Below are 13,624 nucleotides of genomic sequence, written 5' to 3'. Positions count from 1 at the left end.
GCCCCCGCCCGCGGGCCCGGGAGCGGCATGCCATACCGTTCGCTCCCTGAATCACGCACCACCCAAGGAGCACCCGTGTCCCTCATGGACCGCCGCCGGAGACAGACCTTCGAAGCCGCGACCCCGATGCTGGCCCCCGGCGAACGGGTCGACCTCATCACCTGCGCCAACGTCGGCACCGTCTCGGTGCGCCGGCAGGTCGCGACCGCCGCGCTCGTCGGCGTGATCAGCGGCGGCACCATGATGGCGTCGGTCCGGCCGCGGCAGATGTACCTCGTCCTCACGGACCGGCGCCTGCTGTTCTTCGACGCCGCGACCGCGACCGGGAAGCCGGGCAAGCTCCTGATAGAGCTGTCGCGCCCGTACGTGGCGGCGGGACAGGCGCGCAAGGGCATGCTCGGCCTCACGCTGATCACCGAACTGGCCCTGGCCGGCCAGACCGAGGGCCTCAAGCTGACCTTCCCGAAGCCCTGCCGGGCGGACGGCCGGCAGTTCGTGGGACTCCTGCCGGCCGCCCCCTGATCAGGAGTACGTGCCCTCCGTCAGGTACTGGTGGAGGTTCGGGATGTGCAGCGTCCCGCCGTACTGGCCCGCCTGGCGGATCTTGACGTCCGTGAAGAAGATCGGGATCGGCAGCTTCACACCCGGGATCAGCGGGGGAAGGCTGGAGGGCGACTGCGTCGACGGCAGGACGCCCAGGAGCTTGCCCTTCAGCTCCTCGGTGTACATGGTGATCTTCCCGGCCGAGACCGTGGACGTCGTTCCCGTGCCGGTGACGTGGTACTGCTTCCCCTGGTTGTTGACGATCTGGTGCAGGTCCTTGATCTCCAGGGCGTCCGCGGTGAACTTCAGCACGGGCTTCTGCTGGCCGTTCACCATCGTGATCCGCTTGACGCCCTCGTAGGTCAGGCCCTTGAGGGTGAGCTTGCTCGCCTCCAGGTACCAGGGCTGGTTGGGGAAGGCGCGCTTCTCGTTCTCGTCCAGGACGCGCGAGGGCGGGCACAGCGGCGGCTTGTCCGGGTCCGCGCCGGGGCTTGCGGTGGCACCCGGCGACGGGGTGCCGGACGGCCCGGCCGGGGGCGTTGCGCCCGGCGCGCCGGGCTCCTTGGCGGACGCCCCGGGGGACGGCGTGGCGCCGGGCGCAGGCACGGCGGCGCCGGCCTTGCCCTTGGCCGCACCGGACGACGCACCCGCTGACGCACCGGACGACGGCGACGCGGCCGGGGACGACCCGGCGGGCGTCGACGGGGCAGTCGACGGGGCAGAAGAAACCTTCCGTCCGCCGTTCAGGAGATCGCTCAGCTTGTCCCCGAGGCCCAGGGGGTCCAGCGGGTTCTTCGCCCGCGTGGGCGACGGCGAGGGGGACGCCGACGGCGCGGCGGGCGGCGGGACGACGGGCGCGGGCCCGGTCGTCGGCTCGGCCTTCGGCAGCGGGACGGGCAGGGGCAGCGCGGACGGCGAGCCGGCGGGCTCGCGACCCCGGCTCGCAGCGCTGCCCTTGCTCTCCCCCGCCGTGCCCGACGGGGCCGGCGAGGGTCCGCCCCGCGGCGCGGGGCCGGCGCCGGGGCTCGCGTCGTCCGCCCCGGGCTCCGGCTTCTCCGTGGCGTCGGCGCCCGCGGCCGCGTCCGGCGCGGTCGCGCACTGCGCGTCGCCGAACGGGCCCGGCGGCACCACCGGCTTGGCCTCGGCCAGCGTCGGCGTCAGGCCCATCCCCATGAGGACGGCACTCGGCATCGCGACCAGGGCGATCGCCGTGCCGGCCGGCATCTGCAGGCGGGCCAGCAGGGGCTTGCGGGGCGCCGCGTGGCGCGGGCCGCATCTCGCACGGGTGGTGGGTTCTTCCTCAGTCGGCACGGCTGCCCCCGTCGATGTCCTTGACCGGACTCGGCCCGGCGGCGGGGGTACCCGCGCCGGACGGCACGGCGGCGACGGCCGGCCGGCCCGGCGCCCAGGAGACGCCGAGGGCCCCGCCGATGAGGGCGAGGAGGAAGCCGACGAGGAAGGCGCCGAAGTTCGAGACGACCAGGGAGACCAGGGCGAGCAGGATCGCGGCGACGCCGGCGAAGACCCTCGACTGCGGCTGGAACCACAGGGTCAGGCCGAGCACGACGAGCAGCACGCCGATGATCAGCGAGCCGGCGCCGGCCGTCGTGGCCATGCGGATGTGCAGGTCGCCCAGGGTCATGGTCTGGTACGGGATGTACATGATCGGGACGCCGGCCAGGATGCAGAGCAGTCCGCCCCAGAACGGGCGTCGGCCCCGCCAGTCCCAGAACGAACGGCGGGTGCGGCCGAAGTTGACGATCAGCCGTGGTCGCGTGTCGGCGCTCATGGTGTACAGCTCCTCGGGACTGGCGAATCGGTGGTACGTGAGCGACGAACGGTACGGGCACGGGGACGCCAAGTGCCGCCCCGCGCCCGGCCGTTCAGCGCATCGGGGACGTCAGCACTTGGCGGCGCCCATGCTGACGCCCATGTGCAGACCGGGGAGCGTGAACGTTCCGGCCGAGGTCGCCCAGGCACGCTGGTCGACGTCGGTGAACTCCACCTCGTCCGCCTGCTGGGCGAAGGAGCCGGGCACGTACGCGCCCCGGTTGTCCTCGCCCGGCTTGGCGGGACCGGGGCCCTTGGACGTGTCGCTGACCGAGACGCCGATGTCGACGTTGGTGAACTTGGCGTTGGCCTTGAGGTCGTCGGCGTCGATGTAGAGCTTGGTCGCCTCGACCTGCTTGTCGCTGCCGGCCTCCAGCTTCATCCCCACCTCGCCGAACGGGGTGGGGACGGTCACGGCCTGACAGAGCTTGGTGATCTTCGCCGTGTTGATGCCGACCACCGCGACGGGCTTGTCACCCTTCTTGGTCTTGTCGATCGCGCCGTACTGGACGAATCCCCAGCCATGCAGGCTCTCGGCCTTCACCTGGAACTGCTGGCCCGAAACGCTGAACGACGCCGCGAGGGCGCCCTGGGCGATGGCCACGCCGATCGCGGCCGTCGCCGCGACGCTGGGCACCATGACCACGGCGAACCGCCGCCATCTGGTCCCACCACGAGTCTGGGACTTCACGACTTTCCTCCTTCTCGGACGTACACCTCCGGGAGGGGCCGGGGCCCGCTCCCGGGATGGGAGAAGCGCTACGTCCTCGGGAAGGAGAGCGCCGTCGTATGCGGCGGCGCCAATCGCGCCCGATGCATCACCGGCGTTCACCCCCGAGCGACAACCACTGGCCACGCCTTCGCGCAACCGCCGGAACAGGCCCCGCCGTTGGCGGCGGGGACCCCCCTGTCCCACAGGCCGGCGCAGGCGCGCCGGCCGGCCCGGTGGGGACCCATGACCGCGGTGCCGGCCGGGTGGCCGGAACGCGGAATGGACCGGGCTGGGCCGATCGTGATGCATTCACGGCCGGGACACAAGAGGTTGATTACTGGCGAGTAACGGGCCGATAACCATGGGGTGGCCGGTCCGCATCGGCCCCCCGCGGGACGATGCCGCAGCGTGTCCGGGAAGAAGTGGAGGAAACAAGAAGAACCCGGGCGAACGCCCGGGCTCTTCTTACTTGCAGTAACAGGGGCCGCGATTACCAAGATTTGGTAAAGCGCGGCGGTTGTTCCGCCTGGGACCCAGGTGGAACGAGGTCCCTCAGAACAGCGCGCGCGACAGCGCCGTACGCGCCGCCACCACCCGCGGGTCGTCGGGGCCGATCACCTCGAACAGCTCCAGCAGCCGCACGCGGGCCGCGTCACGGTCCTCGCCGGCCGACTTCTTCACGGCGTCGACCAGTCGCCCGAAGGCGTCCGCGACGTGCCCGCCGACCAGGTCGAGATCGGCTGCCGCGATCTGCGCCTGCACGTCGCCGGGCGCGTCCGCGGCGGCCTTGCGCACCTGCTGGGCGTCCATGTCCTGCACGCGCCGCAGCAGCTGCGCCTGCGCGAGGCCCAGCTTGGCCTCGGCGTTGGCCGGGTCGTCGGACAGGACGTTCTCGTAGGCGCGCACGGCGCCGCCCAGGTCACCGGCGTCGAGCGCCTCGTGCGCGGCGCTCAGGACCGAGTCGTACGGGCCGGCCGGGGCCTGCGGCGCGACCTCGGCCGCCTCGCCGCCCTCGACGGGCGCGCCGACGATGCCGAAGCGCTGCTCCGCCACCGCGACGAGCTGGTCCAGCACCTCGCGGATCTGCGCCTCGGGGGCCGCGCCCTGGAAGAGCGGCAGCGCCTGGCCGGCGACCACCGCGAAGACGGCGGGAATGGACTGCACACCGAACTGCTGGAACAGCAGCTGGTTGGCCTCGACGTCGACCTTGGCGAGGACGAACCGGCCCGCGTACTCCTGCGCCAGCCGCTCCAGCAGCGGGCCGAGCTGCTTGCACGGCTCGCACCAGTCGGCCCAGAAGTCGATGACGACCGGCACCTCGGCGGAGCGCTGCAGGACTTCCTGGTCAAAACCCGCTTCGTCGACGTCGAAGACGAGGCGGCCCGCACCGGCGGCCGGCACGCCGCCGTGGCGCGCCGCTTCCGCGCGCGCCTGCTCCGCCTTCTGCTTCGCTTCGCCGGCCGCCTTCACCGCGGCGAGGTCGACCACTCCACTCATGGACATGTTCCGTGGCTGCATGGGCCTATCCTCCCCCCTCGGCCGGGCGAACCGGAAAAATGCAGCGATGGCTTCTGACGCCGGGTCCCCACCTGGCGTCCGTGGTTGTCGCTCTTACGCTACGGGTCGTAGCGTAACTGGAAGCCCCCCTCCCGGGGCAAGACTTCCCGGTGATCTGGCTCATACCCGTATCGCTACCCGGCGGTAAGGTCCAGTCCATGACCGCAGCCCCCTCCCCCGCGCCCGGCCCGCGCGACGGCCGCACGCGCCGGACGGGCCGGCCGCGCAGCGCCGAGGCCGACCGGGCGATCCTCGGCGCGACGCGCGAGGCGCTGGTCGAGCTGGGCTGGGGAAAACTGACCCTGGGCGACGTGGCGGCGCGCGCCGGCGTCGCCAAGACCACCCTCTACCGCCGCTGGGCGGGCAAGAGCGAACTGGTCGTGGACGCGGTCGCCGCGCTCTTCGACGAACACCTGGAACTCCCCGACCGCGGCAGCCTGCAGGCCGACATCGAGGGCGTGGTCCTGCAGTTCGCGGCGCTCCTGGAGCGGCCGGAGACGAAGACGGCCCTGATGGCCGTGGTGGCGGAGTCGACGCGGGACGACGCACTGCGCGAACGCATCCGCTCGGCGATCGTCGACCGCCAGAAGTCCCTCGTCCTCCTGGGCCGCACCCGCGCCCAGCTCCGGGGCGAACTCCCCCACGAGGACGACCCCACCACGGCCGCCCGCACCGCGGACCTCATCTTCGACGTGATCGCCGGCGCGGTCGTCCACCGCACCCTGGTCAGCGCGGAGCCGGTGGACCCGGAGTGGGCCCGGGGCTTCGCGGGCCTCCTGGTGGGCGGCCTGGCGGCCGTGGCGACGGCGGGGGATCAGCCCCCGGCGGCGTAGAGAAGGAAGCCCGCCCAGGCGGGGGCGGGTATGGACAGGTGGGGGCCGTCCCGGCGTTTGGAGTCACGTATGTGGACGGTGCGGGGGGTGAGGGCGACTTCGACGCACGCGGTGCCCTCGCTACCGCTATGACTGGACTTGAACCATCTCTGCTCAGGGAGCGTCATTCCTCGGCCAACTTCCTGATGAGCCCTGCCGATTCCTCAGCACTGAGAGCCTGCATACGGATCATGGCATGGCGCTTCGTGAGGTTGCTGATCCTCTCGGGGTCCGTGTGCAGGACGCCGGTCTCTTGCCCTTCCTCAAAGGCGTGGCGCTCAAGCTCGGCGTTCTCCAGCAGCACGAAGGGCCCTCCGAGCCCGGCGTAAACGCCATGGCGGGCAGGGAGAACCTGAAGCGATACGTTCCGGGCGTTCCCCACCTCCAGCAGGTGATCGAGTTGCCTGCGCATCGCCTCGCGGCCGCCGACCAGCGTGCGCAGGGCCGCCTCGTAGAGCACGAAACTGAACAGGACCGTCGTCTTCGCCAGGAGCCCCTGCCGCTCCAGCCGGGCCGCGACGCGTTCCTCGACCGTTTCGTCGTCGACCGGCGGGCAGTGCTGCGCCATCAGCACCCGTGCGTACTCCTCGGTCTGCAACAGTCCCGGGATGAGCACCGTTTCGTACCAGTGCACTGCGATGGCTTCCGCTTCGGCAGCCATGTAGTCCCGTACACGCGGTACGAACCGCTCCGGCTGCAGGTAGTTGCGCGCAGCCAGCAACTTCCCGTTCGCCCCGCACATCTCATCGGCCACCTCCAGCAACCGCTGGCTGGGCCGACGCCGCCCCTGCTCCATCGACTTGACGGTCTCGTACCCGTACCCGGCCTCCTGGCCGAGGGCCTCCCGGCTGACGCCGGCGTCCATCCGCCACAGCTTGACCTGGTTCCCGCACAGCCGCCACGCCATCGGCGGCTGGGAGGTCTCGTTCGTCACGACGCCCGCCCCTCTCCGTACCTCTGTCGGTACCAAGGGAGGCTAGGGCGGGCAAGCCGCGTACGAGCCGGGTTCGAAAGTCCGGTCGCACATGTGAGTGAGGTCCGAGTCGGAAAATGACAGCACGACACCGGCCTTCGAACAAATTCACGCTTACGGGTGAAGGGTGCATGCGCCGCCGCATCCGTGGGTGAGACGCTTCCCGGGTGTTCGCTCATCACCCGCGCCACACAGCAGGCATAGTTCGAAGGACCACGTCGGTATCGGCGGCATGGGTATCGAGGAAGGGGCAGGACATGGCGAAGACCTTCACGACGACCATCGGCGGCCGGACGGTGGAGCTGCCGGGCACCATCAACAGCATCCGGGAGGCACTGCCCGCCCCGCTGCGAGCAGAGTTCGAGCGCGAAGCGGAGCAGGCAGGTGCGGATGAGATCTCCGGTGTCCTTGCCCGTTGGGCCCTCCGGACGCCGCAGGCGCACGACCCGGAGGAGGAGGCTCTGATCGCGCGTCTGAAGGCCGGGGACTTCTCCGGCGTCCACTTCGACGACGAGTCGGGCGACACATACAGGAGCGCCGGTTGAGCTACCGCATCGCCTATACCAACGACGCCGACACCGGGCGTCGGAGCCTGACCGCCGAACGGCGCAAGCTCTTCGAGAACGGCATGACCGCCTTGGCGCTGAAACCGTATGGCTGTGGCTCCACCTCCGTTCGCGGCGATCACGACCGTCGCGACGCCACCGTCGGCAACATCGCCTTCATCACTTACCTCGTCAGCCCTTCGGTGGTGACCGTCACCGTGGTCAAGCTCGTACCACTGCCCTGACGCGAGGTGGTGACAGCGGGCGTCAGAACCCCGCCGGCTCCGTGTACACACCCCACTCGTCCCTCAGGGCGTCGCAGATCTCGCCCAGGGTGGCCTCCGCGCGGACCGCTTCCAGCATGGGGGCGATCATGTTGGAGCCGTCGCGGGCGGCGGTCAGCATGGCGTCCAGGGCGGCCCGTACCGCCGCGTCGTCGCGGGCGGCCTTGCGGGTGGCCAGGACGCGGACCTGTTCGCGTTCCACCTCGTGGCTGACGCGGAGGATCTCCAGGTCGCCCGTCACCGAGCCCTCGTGGCAGTTGACGCCGACGACGCGCTTGGCGCCCTTCTCCAGGGACTGCTGGTAGCGGAAGGCGCTCTCGGCGATCTCGCCGGTGAACCAGCCGTCCTCGATGCCGCGCAGGATGCCGGAGGTGACGGGGCCGATGGGGTGCTTGCCGTCGGGGTGGGCCCGTAGGCCGCGTTCCTTGATCTGCTCGAAGATCTTCTCGGCGTCGGCCTCGATCCGGTCGGTGAGCTGCTCGACGTACCAGGAGCCGCCCAGCGGGTCGGCGACGTTGGCGACGCCCGTCTCCTCCATCAGGACCTGCTGCGTGCGCAGGGCGATCTCGGCGGCCTGCTCGCTGGGGAGGGCGAGGGTCTCGTCGAGGGCGTTGGTGTGGAGCGAGTTGGTGCCGCCCAGGACGGCCGCCAGGGCCTCCACGGCCGTGCGGACCACGTTGTTGTACGGCTGCTGGGCGGTGAGCGAGACACCGGCGGTCTGGGTGTGGAAGCGCAGCCACTGGGCCTTGTCGGTCTTCGCCCCGTAGACCTCCTTCATCCAGCGGGCCCAGATGCGGCGGGCCGCGCGGAACTTGGCGATCTCCTCGAAGAAGTCCACGTGCGCGTCGAAGAAGAAGGACAGGCCGGGCGCGAAGACGTCGACGTCCAGGCCGCGGGACAGGCCCAGCTCCACGTAGCCGAAGCCGTCGGCGAGCGTGTAGGCGAGCTCCTGCGCGGCCGTCGCCCCGGCCTCGCGGATGTGGTAGCCGGAGACGGACAGCGGCTTGTAGGCGGGGATGGACCGCGCGCAGTGCTCCATCAGGTCGCCGATCAGGCGCAGGTGGGGCTCGGGCGGGAAGAGCCACTCCTTCTGGGCGATGTACTCCTTGAAGATGTCGGTCTGCAGCGTGCCGTTGAGGACCGAGGGATCCACGCCCTGGCGCTCGGCCGCCACCAGGTACATGCAGAAGACGGGGACGGCCGGGCCGCTGATCGTCATCGAGGTGGTGACGTCGCCGAGCGGGATGTCCTTGAAGAGGACCTCCATGTCGGCGGCGGAGTCGATGGCCACGCCGCAGTGGCCGACCTCGCCGAGGGAGCGGCCGTCGTCGGAGTCGCGTCCCATGAGGGTCGGCATGTCGAAGGCCACGCTGAGGCCGCCGCCGCCGTTGGCGAGGATCATCTTGTAGCGCTCGTTGGTCTGCTCGGCGTTGCCGAAGCCCGCGAACTGGCGGATGGTCCAGGTGCGGCCCCGGTAGCCGGTCGCATACAGGCCGCGGGTGAAGGGGTACTCGCCGGGCCAGCCGATGCGCTCGAAGCCCTCGTAGGTGTCGCCGGGGCGGGGACCGTAGAGCGGCTCGACCTCGTCGCCGGAGAGGGTGGTGAAGTCGGCGTCGCGCTTGCGGGCCTTGTCGTACCGGGCCTGCCAGCGGTTGCGCCCCGCCTCGATGGATGCTGCGTCCATGGTGGTCTCGTCTGCCTCTCCGTGCCCCGTTGCGCCGAGAAAATTTACTAGGACGTCCTACTAAATTTTCGCGCAAGAACGCCCCGGACACAAGGGGTGTCCGGGGCGGTGTCGCGCGGGGGCCGGCGGGCTCGCCGGCGAGCGGGTCAGGCCCGTACGGGGGCGGCCTCGTCCACGAGCAGCGGCTCCATCTCGCGGGTGACCTTGCGCTCGACGAAGAAGGCGGCGGTCGGGATCGTGCCCGCGATCAGCACCCACACCAGCTTGCCGAACGGCCACTTGGCCTTGGAGCCCAGGTCGAAGGCCAGGACGAGGTAGACGACATACAGCCAGCCGTGGGCGATGCTGACGACCTTGGTGAAGTCGGCAGCGCCGTCGACGTCCAGCAGATACTTGGCGACCATGCCGAGGGTCAGCAGGACCAGCAGCACGCCCGTGACGTACGCAAGGACGCGGTAGCGGGTCAGCACGCTCTTCTTCATGGAGCGAGCGTAACCGCACGTTCCGGGGCGATCTTCGCCGCCCCCGGCGTGGCGTTCACGCGTCGGCGGACCCGTCCGCGAAGTCGGCCGCGGCCACCCGCAGCGGCCGCAGCATCCGGAAGATCTCCCCGCACTCCTCGGCGTCGTACGTGCTCAGCCCGAAGTCCATCGCCATCAGGTCGCGGGTGGCCGACTCGACGACCTCACGGCCCTTGTCCGTGATCGAGGCCAGCGTGCCCCGCCCGTCGTTGGGGTTGGGGCGCTTGGCGACCAGGCCCGAGGCGACCAGCCGGTCCACCGTGTTGGTGACCGACGTGGGGTGCACCATCAGCCGCTCGCCGATCTTCGACATCGGCAGCTCGCCCGCCTTGGAGAAGGTCAGCAGCACCAGCGCCTCGTACCGCGCGAAGGTCAGCCCGTACGGCTTGACGACCGCGTCGACCTGTCCGAGCAGGATCTGGTGGGCGCGCATGATCGAGGTGATCGCGGCCATGGACGGCACGGATCCCCAGCGCTGCTTCCAGAGTTCGTCGGCACGGGCGATGGGGTCGAAGGAGAGGCTGAGCGGCTTGGGCACGCCACGAGCCTACCCGTCGGCCACATCGCGGCCGGGGCCATCTCGGATATCGGGACCGGGGCCGGAACCACCCCCCGGACCGGCCCTCCGCGGGCCCGGCTAGCGCTCCGCGGGCTCCTCCGCGGCCTCCCGCACGAGCAGCACCGCCGTCTTGAGGCTCAGCCCCGGCTCGGCCTTGCGCAGGGCGCGGATGGCGTGCAGTTCCTGGGTGCGGGGGTCGAAGCCCGACGCCGCGAGGACGCCGCGCGTCCACTCCGCGCGCACCTCGCGCTCGGGCCGGGCCGCATGCAGGGCGACCAGCTCGGCGGCGCGTGCCAGCCCCGGCCGCTCCTCCGCGCTCGCGCCGGCGAGCGCCTCGCGGAGGGCGTCGGCCACCGCCTGCGAGTCGCGCAGCACGATCAGCTGGTGGTCCGTGTTCTTCCTGCCCGCGCCGAACATTCCGTGGCTCTCCCTGGTGCGTCGATCAGCCGGTTGTTGATCATCGCGATCGTACGACCTCGCGGGCGGGGGCCCGCACGGCGAGCGTCCCGACGGGCCCGGAGCCGCGACGGGGACGCGCAGGGGGCAGTAGCCCTGATGCCTGCCCCGGCGGTGGCCGGGAGCAGGCATCAGGGGCACGTCGGGGAAGATCCCTCGGGGAAAGGAAGCCCTATCCCTGCGCGAGGTGGCGTTCGACTGTCTCGACCTTGGAGGTCAGGCCGTCCGTGACGCCCGCACGGATGTCGGCCTTCAGCACGAGGGAGACGCGGCCGCAGCGGGCCTCGACGGCGGCGACGGCTCGCTTGACGACGTCCATGACCTCGTCCCACTCGCCCTCGACGGAGGTGAACATCGCGTCCGTGCGGTTCGGCAGGCCGGACTCGCGGACGACGCGCACGGCGTCGGCGACGTACTCGCCGACGTCCTCACCGACGCCGACCGGGGAGACCGAGAACGCGACGATCATGCGTTGACCACGCTCTCCTTGCGGGCCCGGGCGGCGATGACGTGGGCCTCGGCCTCGCGGCGCAGCATGCGGTCGGCGAAGAAGCCGCCGGTGGGCAGGACGGAGAGGACGAAGTAGAGGGCGGCGGTCTTCAGCTGCCACTTGGCGGTCGTCCACGCGTCGATCCAGAAGATCACGTAGATGATGAAGAGGATGCCGTGGATCGCGCCCATCGCGGGCACCGCGTTGAAGTCGGTGGTCCGCTTGAGAACGGAGCAGACCATCAGCAGGAGGAAGGAAACGGCCTCCGGGGCGGAGACCAGGCGGAGCCGGCGCAGGGCGGAGGCGGTCTTGAGGTCCACGGTGGGGCACACCTTCGGTCGAGTGGTGGGACGGTCACAGCTTGTGATGGCATTCACAAGCTTCCCCATTGTCGCAGCCCCGTCCCCGATGCCCTGCTCCGGGTCTGTCCCGGAATGTTTCCGGGGCCATGGGGCCTGTCGGAGGTGTGGGCCAGCCCGCTAGCGTCGGGGCGTGGCTCAGTTTCGGCTCCACGGGAGCAAAGTCCTCGCCGTCGACATGACGGGCGACGCGGTCAAGGCCAAGAACGGGTCGATGGTCGCGTACGAGGGCGAGATGGCATTCAAGAAGATGACCGGCGGCGGTGACGGGCTGCGGGGCATGGTCACGCGCCGGCTCACCGGCGAACAGATGGAGATGATGGAGGTGAAGGGGCACGGCACCTGCTACTTCGCCGACCGGGCGAGCGAGGTCAACCTGGTCACGCTGCGCGGCGAGACGCTGTACGTGGAGGCCAGCAACCTGCTGTGCACGGACTCGGCGCTGCGCACCGGCACCACCTTCACGGGACTGCGCGGCGCCTCCCAGGGGAACGGCCTGTTCACCACCACCGTCGAGGGCTCCGGCCAGGCCGCGATCCTCTCGGACGGCACGGCGATCGTGCTGCGGGTGACCCCGCAGATGCCGCTGCAGGTGGACCCGGGCGCGTACATCGCGCACACCGGGCGGCTCAAGCAGCACTTCCAGTCGGGGGTGAACTTCCGGACGTTCATCGGCGAGGGCTCGGGCGAGGCGTTCCAGATCCGCTTCGAGGGCGAGGGGCTCGTGTACGTGCAGCCGAGTGAGCGCAACACCATCGGGGGTGAGGTCTGATGCCGTTCCGGCTTCTGAACTCGCGCATGGTCGAGGCCCAGGTGGTTCCGGGGCAGCGGCTGTTCAGTCAGCGCGGGGCGATGCTCGCCTACAAGGGCGACGTCTCCTTCACGCCGAGCATCACGGGCGGGCAGGGCGGCGTCATGGGGATGATCGGCCGGCGGATCGCCAACGAGGCCACGCCGCTGATGACCGTGGAGGGCAGCGGCACGGTGATGTTCGGCCACGGCGGCCATCACGTCCATGTGATCGAGCTGTCGGGCGACACGCTGTACGTGGAGGCCGACCGGCTGCTGGCGTTCGACGGAACGCTGCAGCAGGGGACGATGTTCATGGGCTCCCAGGGCGGCGTGATGGGCATGGTGCGCGGCCAGGTCACCGGCCAGGGGCTGTTCACGACGACCCTCAAGGGGCACGGCGCGGTGGCCGTGATGGCGCACGGCGGCTTCATCGAGCTGCCGATCACCCCGCAGCGGCCCGTCACCGTCGACCCGCAGGCGTACGTCGCCCACCGGGGCGACGTACGCAACAAGCTGACGGCCGCCATCGGCTGGCGCGAGGTCGTCGGCCGCGGCAGCGGCGAGGCGTTCCGTCTCGAACTCTCGGGCACCGGCACGGTGTACGTACAGGCGTCGGAGGAGAAGCTGTGAACGGCCCGGTCACCCATGACGCGACCACGCTCCCGAGCAACGACAACGTCAACCCGTACGCGTTCAGCGTGGACCTCAAGGGCCAGTGGTTCCTGCAGAAGGGGAAGATGATCGCCTACTACGGGCGGATCGACTTCCACGGCATCGGCCACGGGCCCCTCGACCGGCTGATCTCCGGCAGCTTCCACTCCCCGCTGCATGCCGCGGACTGGGTGGTGGCCGAGGGGCAGGGCAAGATGCTGCTCGCGGACCGCTCCTTCGACGTCAACTCCTACGACCTGGAGGACGGCAACCTGACGGTACGTTCGGGTAATCTGCTGGCCTTCGAACCGTCGCTCTCGCTCAAGCAGTCGATCATTCCGGGCTTCCTGACGCTGATCGGCACGGGCAAGTTCGTGGCCGCCTCGAACGGGCCGGTCGTCTTCGTCGAGCCGCCCATCCGCGTGGACCCGCAGGCGCTGGTGGGCTGGGCGGACTGCCCGTCGCCCTGCCACCACTACGACCACCAGTACCTGCGCGGCGTCATGGGCGGCGTGCGGAGGCTGACGGGTCTGGGCGGCGCGTCCGGCGAGGAGCACCAGTTCGAGTTCGTCGGGGCCGGGACGGTGCTGCTGCAGTCCACCGAGCAGCTGATGGCGGAGATCGCCACGGGCGAGGGCCCGCCCCAGGAGGCGGGTGTTCCGCAGGGTAGCGCCGGAAATCAGCCAATGACGCCCCGTCTGTCCGGCCAGCTCGGCGACCTCCAGCGCCGCTTCGGGCTGTGAGCGGTACCCTGCAGAGTGTGACGTCGAACGCATGACCTCTCCTTACCTCCAGC

The 13,624-nt window shown here is 70.7% G+C and carries 19 protein-coding genes; 7 read left to right on the top strand and 12 right to left on the bottom strand.

The window, feature by feature from the left end:
* Positions 1-84: 84 nt before the first annotated feature.
* Positions 85-522: a hypothetical protein gene (locus IE182_RS12580; RefSeq protein WP_229844787.1), complete on the top strand. Its 438-nt coding sequence runs from the start codon at positions 85-87 to the stop codon at positions 520-522.
* Here the strand turns inward: IE182_RS12580 and IE182_RS12575 are convergent, their stop codons facing one another.
* The 4 genes from IE182_RS12575 to IE182_RS12560 all read right to left on the bottom strand — a co-directional run bounded on the left by IE182_RS12575 (position 523) and on the right by IE182_RS12560 (position 4,603).
* On the bottom strand, positions 523-1,854 hold the full coding sequence (locus IE182_RS12575) for a hypothetical protein (RefSeq protein WP_190109851.1): 1,332 nt from the start codon (positions 1,852-1,854) through the stop codon (positions 523-525).
* Complete coding sequence (locus tag IE182_RS12570) at positions 1,844-2,332, bottom strand: DUF6114 domain-containing protein (protein WP_190109850.1); 489 nt, start codon at positions 2,330-2,332, stop codon at positions 1,844-1,846. Before IE182_RS12570 ends, IE182_RS12575 begins: the two co-directional genes overlap by 11 nt.
* A 111-nt stretch (positions 2,333-2,443) precedes the next feature.
* The gene (locus tag IE182_RS12565) at positions 2,444-3,064 is read right to left on the bottom strand and encodes a DUF6230 family protein (protein ID WP_190109849.1); all 621 of its coding nucleotides are present in this window, start codon (positions 3,062-3,064) and stop codon (positions 2,444-2,446) included.
* A gap of 573 nt (positions 3,065-3,637) precedes the next feature.
* Positions 3,638-4,603, bottom strand: coding sequence for a tetratricopeptide repeat protein (locus IE182_RS12560; protein ID WP_190109848.1), 966 nt, complete (start codon positions 4,601-4,603; stop codon positions 3,638-3,640).
* A 197-nt stretch (positions 4,604-4,800) separates the two neighbouring features.
* On the opposite strand from IE182_RS12560, the gene IE182_RS12555 reads away from it, so the two are divergent.
* A complete protein-coding gene (locus tag IE182_RS12555; protein ID WP_190109847.1) occupies positions 4,801-5,475 on the top strand; it encodes a TetR/AcrR family transcriptional regulator in 675 nt (224 codons plus the stop codon).
* Here IE182_RS12555 and IE182_RS12550 read toward each other — a convergent pair.
* Positions 5,457-5,642 carry a DUF397 domain-containing protein gene (locus IE182_RS12550; protein WP_190109846.1) on the bottom strand — a complete coding sequence of 62 codons (186 nt, stop codon included), beginning with the start codon at positions 5,640-5,642 and terminating at the stop codon, positions 5,457-5,459. The two genes, IE182_RS12555 and IE182_RS12550, sit on opposite strands and share 19 nt — an antisense overlap.
* Positions 5,639-6,421, bottom strand: a complete 783-nt coding sequence (locus IE182_RS12545; RefSeq protein ID WP_190110041.1) for a helix-turn-helix domain-containing protein — start codon at positions 6,419-6,421, stop codon at positions 5,639-5,641. Before IE182_RS12545 ends, IE182_RS12550 begins: the two co-directional genes overlap by 4 nt.
* Before the next feature lie 323 nt (positions 6,422-6,744).
* Here IE182_RS12545 and IE182_RS12540 point away from each other — a divergent pair, with 323 nt between their 5' ends.
* Both IE182_RS12540 and IE182_RS12535 read left to right on the top strand, forming a co-directional pair.
* The gene (locus IE182_RS12540) at positions 6,745-7,032 is read left to right on the top strand and encodes a hypothetical protein (protein WP_190109845.1); all 288 of its coding nucleotides are present in this window, start codon (positions 6,745-6,747) and stop codon (positions 7,030-7,032) included.
* Positions 7,029-7,277, top strand: coding sequence for a hypothetical protein (locus IE182_RS12535; RefSeq protein WP_190109844.1), 249 nt, complete (start codon positions 7,029-7,031; stop codon positions 7,275-7,277). Before IE182_RS12540 ends, IE182_RS12535 begins: the two co-directional genes overlap by 4 nt.
* A 22-nt stretch (positions 7,278-7,299) precedes the next feature.
* On the opposite strand, the gene icmA is transcribed toward IE182_RS12535, so the two are convergent.
* From icmA to IE182_RS12505, 6 genes are all read right to left on the bottom strand, one after another.
* On the bottom strand, positions 7,300-9,000 hold the full coding sequence (gene icmA / locus IE182_RS12530; RefSeq protein ID WP_190109843.1) for a coenzyme B12-dependent isobutyryl-CoA mutase large subunit: 1,701 nt from the start codon (positions 8,998-9,000) through the stop codon (positions 7,300-7,302).
* A gap of 146 nt (positions 9,001-9,146) precedes the next feature.
* Positions 9,147-9,482 carry a DUF3817 domain-containing protein gene (locus IE182_RS12525; protein WP_190109842.1) on the bottom strand — a complete coding sequence of 112 codons (336 nt, stop codon included), beginning with the start codon at positions 9,480-9,482 and terminating at the stop codon, positions 9,147-9,149.
* A gap of 55 nt (positions 9,483-9,537) precedes the next feature.
* On the bottom strand, positions 9,538-10,059 hold the full coding sequence (locus IE182_RS12520; protein WP_190109841.1) for a MarR family winged helix-turn-helix transcriptional regulator: 522 nt from the start codon (positions 10,057-10,059) through the stop codon (positions 9,538-9,540).
* A gap of 99 nt (positions 10,060-10,158) precedes the next feature.
* Positions 10,159-10,497, bottom strand: a complete 339-nt coding sequence (locus IE182_RS12515) for a hypothetical protein (RefSeq protein WP_190109840.1) — start codon at positions 10,495-10,497, stop codon at positions 10,159-10,161.
* Between the two features lie 211 nt (positions 10,498-10,708).
* Complete coding sequence (locus tag IE182_RS12510; protein ID WP_190109839.1) at positions 10,709-11,005, bottom strand: MTH1187 family thiamine-binding protein; 297 nt, start codon at positions 11,003-11,005, stop codon at positions 10,709-10,711.
* A complete protein-coding gene (locus tag IE182_RS12505; RefSeq protein WP_190109838.1) occupies positions 11,002-11,346 on the bottom strand; it encodes a DUF3817 domain-containing protein in 345 nt (114 codons plus the stop codon). Before IE182_RS12505 ends, IE182_RS12510 begins: the two co-directional genes overlap by 4 nt.
* Positions 11,347-11,518: 172 nt before the next feature.
* Here IE182_RS12505 and IE182_RS12500 point away from each other — a divergent pair, with 172 nt between their 5' ends.
* The 3 genes from IE182_RS12500 to IE182_RS12490 are packed head-to-tail and all read left to right on the top strand — an operon-like array spanning position 11,519 to position 13,571.
* Positions 11,519-12,157 carry an AIM24 family protein gene (locus tag IE182_RS12500; protein ID WP_190109837.1) on the top strand — a complete coding sequence of 213 codons (639 nt, stop codon included), beginning with the start codon at positions 11,519-11,521 and terminating at the stop codon, positions 12,155-12,157.
* A complete protein-coding gene (locus IE182_RS12495) occupies positions 12,157-12,807 on the top strand; it encodes an AIM24 family protein (protein ID WP_190109836.1) in 651 nt (216 codons plus the stop codon). The genes IE182_RS12500 and IE182_RS12495 overlap by 1 nt, the downstream gene beginning before the upstream one ends.
* Positions 12,804-13,571, top strand: coding sequence for an AIM24 family protein (locus tag IE182_RS12490; protein ID WP_190109835.1), 768 nt, complete (start codon positions 12,804-12,806; stop codon positions 13,569-13,571). Before IE182_RS12495 ends, IE182_RS12490 begins: the two co-directional genes overlap by 4 nt.
* Positions 13,572-13,624: the final 53 nt, after the last annotated feature.

Source organism: Streptomyces cinnamoneus, from assembly GCF_014650495.1.
Taxonomy (GTDB): domain Bacteria; phylum Actinomycetota; class Actinomycetes; order Streptomycetales; family Streptomycetaceae; genus Streptomyces; species Streptomyces cinnamoneus.
The sequence above is the reverse complement of the archived record's forward strand: the minus strand, read 5'-3'. Positions and strand labels throughout refer to the sequence as shown.

Excerpts from the sequence above, each read along its gene's own strand:
- IE182_RS12580 (WP_229844787.1), top strand. The coding sequence starts at position 85 with ATGGACCGCCGCCGGAGACAGACCTTCGAAGCCGCGACCCCGATGCTG.
- IE182_RS12570 (WP_190109850.1), bottom strand. The coding sequence starts at position 2,332 with ATGAGCGCCGACACGCGACCACGGCTGATCGTCAACTTCGGCCGCACC.
- IE182_RS12560 (WP_190109848.1), bottom strand. The coding sequence starts at position 4,603 with ATGCAGCCACGGAACATGTCCATGAGTGGAGTGGTCGACCTCGCCGCG.
- IE182_RS12555 (WP_190109847.1), top strand. The coding sequence starts at position 4,801 with ATGACCGCAGCCCCCTCCCCCGCGCCCGGCCCGCGCGACGGCCGCACG.
- IE182_RS12550 (WP_190109846.1), bottom strand. The coding sequence starts at position 5,642 with ATGACGCTCCCTGAGCAGAGATGGTTCAAGTCCAGTCATAGCGGTAGC.
- IE182_RS12545 (WP_190110041.1), bottom strand. The coding sequence starts at position 6,421 with ATGGCGTGGCGGCTGTGCGGGAACCAGGTCAAGCTGTGGCGGATGGAC.
- IE182_RS12540 (WP_190109845.1), top strand. The coding sequence starts at position 6,745 with ATGGCGAAGACCTTCACGACGACCATCGGCGGCCGGACGGTGGAGCTG.
- icmA (WP_190109843.1), bottom strand. The coding sequence starts at position 9,000 with ATGGACGCAGCATCCATCGAGGCGGGGCGCAACCGCTGGCAGGCCCGG.
- IE182_RS12525 (WP_190109842.1), bottom strand. The coding sequence starts at position 9,482 with ATGAAGAAGAGCGTGCTGACCCGCTACCGCGTCCTTGCGTACGTCACG.
- IE182_RS12515 (WP_190109840.1), bottom strand. The coding sequence starts at position 10,497 with ATGTTCGGCGCGGGCAGGAAGAACACGGACCACCAGCTGATCGTGCTG.
- IE182_RS12510 (WP_190109839.1), bottom strand. The coding sequence starts at position 11,005 with ATGATCGTCGCGTTCTCGGTCTCCCCGGTCGGCGTCGGTGAGGACGTC.
- IE182_RS12495 (WP_190109836.1), top strand. The coding sequence starts at position 12,157 with ATGCCGTTCCGGCTTCTGAACTCGCGCATGGTCGAGGCCCAGGTGGTT.